This is a genomic window from Promineifilum sp. (SeqCode) (assembly GCF_041918635.1).
In the GTDB taxonomy this organism is placed as follows: Bacteria; Chloroflexota; Anaerolineae; order Promineifilales; family Promineifilaceae; genus Promineifilum.
Genome location: NZ_JAYRVJ010000562.1, coordinates 1 through 5,331, shown reverse-complemented (window position 1 = coordinate 5,331; position 5,331 = coordinate 1). Strand labels below are relative to the sequence as shown.

Sequence of the window (5,331 nt, the reverse complement as noted above, 5' to 3'; positions counted from 1 at the left end):
TGATAATCTATTTATATGCAAACACAACCGATCGGCCAACGATAATGTGATTTTGCGGAGGCGGACTGAGCGACGATGATAAGAGACACGAAGCCGAGCTACAACCTGAAAGTTGTTGTACGGGAAACGGGCATCAAGCCCGATACGTTGCGCGCTTGGGAGCGCCGCTATAACTTGCCCGCTCCGGAGCGGACGGCCGGCGGCCATCGCCTCTACTCGCAGCACGATCTGGAGACTATCCGCTGGTTGCTGGCCCGCCAGCGTGAGGGGCACAGCATCAGCCACGCCGTGCAACTCTGGCGCGATATGGAGGCCGGCGGCGGCGATCCGCTCCAGCAGTCGACCATCCCGCCGTCGGCGGCCCCGACCGCGGCGCCGGCGGCCGACCTGACCGTCTTCCGCGAAGCGTGGATACGCGCTTGCCTGGCGTTCGATGAGACGGCGGCCGATCAACAACTGGCCCACGCCTTGGCCTGGCACGCGCCGGAGGTCGTCTGCGTGGAACTGCTCCAGAAGGGGTTGGCCCAGATCGGACAGATGTGGTACGAGAACCGGGCCACCGTCCAGCAGGAGCATTTCGCCCTGGCTATTGCCCTACGCCGTGTGAACACCCTGTTGGCCGCCGCGCCGCCGCCCAGCCGCGCGCAACTCATCTTGCTGGCCTGCCCGCCTGAGGAAGAGCACACCTTCCCGCTTCTGCTGCTGGCCCTCTTGCTGCGCTACCGCGGCTGGCCGGTAGCCTATCTGGGGGCCAATGTGCCGCTGGCGCAAATGGAGAGCGCCCTGCAGGCGACCCGGCCGGCGCTGGCCGTGCTGGCGGCGCAGACCTTGCCGACCGCGGCCGAGACGCTGACTATGGCGCGGTTCTTCCAGGCTCATGGTACACGCCTGGCCTATGGTGGTTACGTGTTCAACCGCCAGCCTACCCTCCGGCGACAGATGCCAGGCTACTACCTGGGCGAGACGATGGCGGCGGCCATGACCGGCGTGGCCGACATCCTGAACGCCGGGCCGCCTATGCCCACCGGAACGCCCACCCCAATACCCCATCAGCAAGCGCTGGCCGAATTCGACAAACAGCATTGGCTCCTGGAGGCGCACGTGTGGCGCACCCTCCAAACCGAGCAATGGTCGGAAGCCCATCTGCGGGTGGCCAACCTGCATCTTGACCGCTACATCCGCGCCGCCCTGACCTTCGGCGACATGGGTCTCATCGATCAGGAGCTCGACTGGCTGCGGCAATTGCTGGCGCACCACGGCGTTTCTGGCGACTTTCTGAAGCGCTACCTGGTCATCTACGCTCAGGCGGCGCACGAGTACCTGGACGAGAGCGGCCGGCCGATCATCGACTGGCTGGACGCTCACGCTTAGAGGTTCTTAACGAGCAGTTGCCAGCCATCGCCGTCGCGCACGGCCGGCAGCAGCCACAGCGCCTCGCTATCGAGCCGCAGGTCGAAGGCCAGCGTCTCCATCCAGTCATTGCGCTCCGCCTCGATGGTCACGATGACCAGCTCCAGCAGCTTGCGCGCGTCCTGGGGCGTCAGCACGGCCGGCTCGAAGACGGCTTCCTCCGGTCGGGTCATGGCCTCCAGGTGTGGCTGCTCCTCCAACAGGTTTTGCACCAGGTCGCGCGCCTCCTGCAAGTCGCAGCGCCAGGCGGGCACGTAGACTGTGCGCGGCCCGGCCCAGAACGTCTCGGCGTCCTGACCGGCGCGCCCCCCCTGCGTCTTGCGCGCCTGCATCGTCACTTTGCTGCGATAGACCCAGAACGGCAGCCAGGCGGCTGGCTCCGCGCCGGCCGGCCGGACGTATTGCGCCGCCGGCAGAGCCAGCCCACCCTCAGTGATGGACACGGCCGCGCGACAGTTGGGACACTGGATGACGACGTCATCCTGGCCGGGAGCCAGCGCCTGATTGCACTTGGGGCAGCGCAGCAGTAATAGCTTCATGATTTCCCCGGAAAGCGGCCCTGGCGGCTCATCTCTTCCAAATCTTCCAGCACGGTCATGCCCGTTCGCATCATCTGCGGCAGGTCTTCGAACGAGGAGAACATCTCGCCAAACGGGATCTGGTTCCCGCCGCCCTGGAGCTTTTGGAACTGTCGCGGTTTGTCCTCCACCTCTTCGCCGTAACGGAACTGGCGATAGCCGTAGAGGATCATGCCGATGCCGAGGGCGATGGGCAGCAGCAGCAGGCCCAGGCTGTCATCGTCGGACGAGGCCATCGCCGCCAGGATGGTGCCGTTAACGAGCACCAGGTTGCCCACCGCCAGCCCGGCCACCAGCGCCATCGCCCGGTAGAGGATGTTGCCCGGCGCTTTGCCGTACATCACCTCGCCGTGCGCGCCGTCCACCACGACCTGATAGGTGCGGTTGCGGTAGGAGTAGCGGATCAGCCAGACGGGGAAGTAGACCAGGGCGAAGTCGGGCCGCAACAGTTGGATGTTCTCGTAGGTGGTTTTGACCTGGCCGGCGGCGTTGCGGCTGCGTTGGATGAAGTAGCGACGCGCCTCTTCCTGCGCTTCGGTGCGCGACTCCGACGGCTCGAAGACCATCGCCTCGGCGTGGAGCGCCTGACTGTCAAAGGGGTGGAGGTCGTCGCGCGCGACGACGATGCGATGAACGCCGAACTCAGCCACGTCCACGGCGGCGTCGTTCCACTCCATCGACTCGAAGACGTAGTGCTCGTCGGGTTTGGTCGAGTCCTTGTCCTTGCGCACGCGGCCGAATAGCCAACCGGCGACGGTGGCCTCTACCCGCCAGAAGGGCAGGTAGACGAGCACCAACTCATCGATACGCGCTGTTCGGGCCAGGTCGCGGGCCTTGCGCATGCCGGAGAAGAAGCCGCGTGCGGCGGCCTCGGCCTCGGTCCGGCCGATGCGCCGCGCCACCTGCCAGCGCCGGACGCCGCGCTCCCCTTGCACCAGCGAGTGCAGGTTGCAGTAGGGGCACTGGACGACGCGCACGCCCTCGGCCACTGGCACGACGCCGGCGCAGTTGGGACAGATAAGCCCTTGAGACTGTTCGTTGGCCGGCGCGGGCGGGCCGGCGGGCGTGGAAGTGGGTAAGGGAGTAGAGGTTGTCATGGTCGGTTGGCGCTGGTGGCGCGGCGCAATGAGCGCGGCGCTAATAGCGGCGCGAGACGGCGGCGGCGGCGCTGAAGATGGGCACGGCCAGGGCGATGGCGACGCCGAGATAGATCAACAGCCCCAGACCCAGGCCGATTGTCCGGCCAAAGACGGTATAGGACAGGATCGGGATGAGCGCGGCCAGGAAGTAGGCCAGGCAGCCGAAGCCGCCGATGGATACGTAGGGCAGCTCGAACTTCTCCGGGTAGATGGCGGCGAAGACCTGTCCCGCGGCGGCGTCGACCAGCGCGGTATAACTCTGGCCCTCATAGGCGTACTTGAATTGGTAGATGGGCACGTGGACGAGAGACAACTCGCGGATGGCCCCGACGGCCACGTTTTCGTTCTCGGCCAGCCAGGCGTGGACGGCGGTCACGGGCACGGTCGGCTTGGCGGCGTCGGCGTCCAGGGCGCGGTCATACGGTTCCAGGTCGGAGGCGGGCAGACGCAGGTTGCCCAACTCGACAATCGACAGGGCGGCGGCCGGTTTCAGGTAAACCGCTTCCGCGTCGCCCTTCGTCGCGCGCGCCAGCCACATCGGGAAGAGCTGGTAGATCTGCGACTCGATCTTGGCCGCGGCGTCCAGCCCTTTGACGGTCTGGTTGCCGGCCATCCAGCGGCGCAGAGCGGCGGCGGCTTGCGTCTCGTCTAGCGTCGGCCGGACGGCGTAGTGCAGCACGGCCTGGCTCTTATCGACAAAGTTGACCGTGCCGCAGAATTCACAGGTAGCATATTTCGCGCCCTGTTCGACCGCCAGCGGCGCGGCGCACTGCTGGCAGAGCAGTTGGGTGCTGGCCTCAATTTCGATCATGTGCGCATTTTATCACGCGGCGGCGAAAAAGGCAGGGGAGCGGGGGTGCAGGGGAGCAGGGGAGAGCGTCTGCCCCCCTGCCCCCCTGCACCCCCGCTCCCTTTGCACAGTACCCAACATCTATGATAAACTGTGATATAGTTGACATTATGTCTTGTCCTGTAGGAGTAGAATAGCAACCATGATCGACGTCAATCAACTCCGTCGCGGCGTCACCTTTTTGCACGATGGCGCGCTGCTGAAAGTAACGGAGTATTCCCATACCAAACCCGGCCGCGGCAAGGCTACCATCCGCGTCCGCGTCCGCGACCTGCGCACCGGGACGAACAAGGAAGTCACGTTCGGTTCCGGCGACCGCGTGGAAGATGTACGGTTGGATAAGAGCACCTTCCAGTACCTCTACGACGACGGCAGCTTCCACGTTTTTATGGACCAGAGCACCTATGAACAGAAGCAAGTGGCCCATAGCGTGCTGGAGTCCGACGCCAAATACTTGCGCGACAACATGGAGCTGGAGCTTCTGTCGTACGAGGGCGAAGTGATCGACTACGAGCTGCCGAAGACGATGGAGTTCGACGTCGTCGAGGCGGAGAACGCCCTGGCCGGCGACACGGCCACCGGCGCGACGAAAGAGATTGTGACGGAAACGGGCCTGCGCGTGAAGACGCCGCTGTTTGTCCAGGCGGGCGACCGGATTCGGGTGAATACCGAGACAGGTGAGTACCTCACCCGCGTCTAGCCTCCGGCCGCCGGCGACTTCAACCGGTCAGGGCCATAACGTATATGTTCGTGTGTGGAGGGTCAAATGAGAAGGGTCTTGTCTAGAGAGAAGCCGTTCGGCCGTCTGGTAGTTGTGGCGGCCCTGTTGCTCGTCCTGTCGCTGTTCCTCGTCGCCGCCAAGCCGGCCGAGGCGCAGGGGACGGGCGTTTATCACATTGTGCAGTTCGGCGAATACCTGTCGCTCATCGCCCAACGTTACGGCACGTCGGTTGCGGCCATCCTGGCCGCCAATCCGCAGATCACCAACCCCAACCGGATCTACACCGGGCAGACGATATTCGTCCCGCTTGGTGTGGTCACACCACCGCCGCCGCCACCTCCGCCCCCTCCGCCGCCGGTCTGCCGCGCCTACCACGTGGTCTTGCCCGGCCAGAATCTGTTCCGCATCGGCCTGCAATACGGCGTTAGCTACTGGACTATCGCCCAGGCCAACGGCATCTGGAACGTCAACCGCGTCTACGCCGGGACGACGCTCTGCATCCCGTAGTTTAAGAAGCGCATCCACAGATTTCGCAGATTACGCAGATTAAAGAGCTTCTTTAATCTGCGTAATCTGTGCAATCTGCGGATGCTTCTATTCGGTCACCACGTTTACCAGGCGGCCCGGCACGAC

Annotated in this window: 6 protein-coding genes; 3 read left to right on the top strand and 3 right to left on the bottom strand. The window is 64.6% G+C overall.

Annotated elements, in window-relative coordinates; genetic code table 11:
* Positions 1–75 precede the first annotated feature (75 nt).
* Entirely contained in the window at positions 76–1,371 is a 1,296-nt protein-coding gene (locus tag ACE3UY_RS16790; RefSeq protein WP_374688641.1) for a MerR family transcriptional regulator, read from the top strand.
* On the opposite strand, the gene ACE3UY_RS16785 is transcribed toward ACE3UY_RS16790, so the two are convergent.
* From ACE3UY_RS16785 to ACE3UY_RS16775, 3 genes are read right to left on the bottom strand one after another with little or no spacing between them, the layout of a single operon-like run.
* Positions 1,368–1,949 carry a hypothetical protein gene (locus ACE3UY_RS16785; RefSeq protein WP_374688640.1) on the bottom strand — a complete coding sequence of 194 codons (582 nt, stop codon included), beginning with the start codon at positions 1,947–1,949 and terminating at the stop codon, positions 1,368–1,370. The genes ACE3UY_RS16790 and ACE3UY_RS16785 overlap by 4 nt on opposite strands.
* On the bottom strand, positions 1,946–3,085 hold the full coding sequence (locus ACE3UY_RS16780; protein WP_374688639.1) for a hypothetical protein: 1,140 nt from the start codon (positions 3,083–3,085) through the stop codon (positions 1,946–1,948). Before ACE3UY_RS16780 ends, ACE3UY_RS16785 begins: the two co-directional genes overlap by 4 nt.
* A 40-nt stretch (positions 3,086–3,125) precedes the next feature.
* Entirely contained in the window at positions 3,126–3,938 is an 813-nt protein-coding gene (locus ACE3UY_RS16775; protein ID WP_374688638.1) for a hypothetical protein, read from the bottom strand.
* Between the two features lie 181 nt (positions 3,939–4,119).
* On the opposite strand from ACE3UY_RS16775, the gene efp reads away from it, so the two are divergent.
* Together efp and ACE3UY_RS16765 are read left to right on the top strand one after the other, a co-directional pair.
* Complete coding sequence (gene efp / locus ACE3UY_RS16770; RefSeq protein ID WP_374688637.1) at positions 4,120–4,677, top strand: elongation factor P; 558 nt, start codon at positions 4,120–4,122, stop codon at positions 4,675–4,677.
* 78 nt (positions 4,678–4,755) lie between these two features.
* Entirely contained in the window at positions 4,756–5,205 is a 450-nt protein-coding gene (locus ACE3UY_RS16765; protein ID WP_374688636.1) for a LysM peptidoglycan-binding domain-containing protein, read from the top strand.
* Positions 5,206–5,331 lie beyond the last annotated feature (126 nt).

Coding starts and splice junctions, on each gene's coding strand:
- ACE3UY_RS16790 (WP_374688641.1), top strand. CDS start 76: ATGATAAGAGACACGAAGCCGAGCTACAACCTGAAAGTTGTTGTACGG.
- efp (WP_374688637.1), top strand. CDS start 4,120: ATGATCGACGTCAATCAACTCCGTCGCGGCGTCACCTTTTTGCACGAT.
- ACE3UY_RS16780 (WP_374688639.1), bottom strand. CDS start 3,085: ATGACAACCTCTACTCCCTTACCCACTTCCACGCCCGCCGGCCCGCCC.
- ACE3UY_RS16785 (WP_374688640.1), bottom strand. CDS start 1,949: ATGAAGCTATTACTGCTGCGCTGCCCCAAGTGCAATCAGGCGCTGGCT.
- ACE3UY_RS16775 (WP_374688638.1), bottom strand. CDS start 3,938: ATGATCGAAATTGAGGCCAGCACCCAACTGCTCTGCCAGCAGTGCGCC.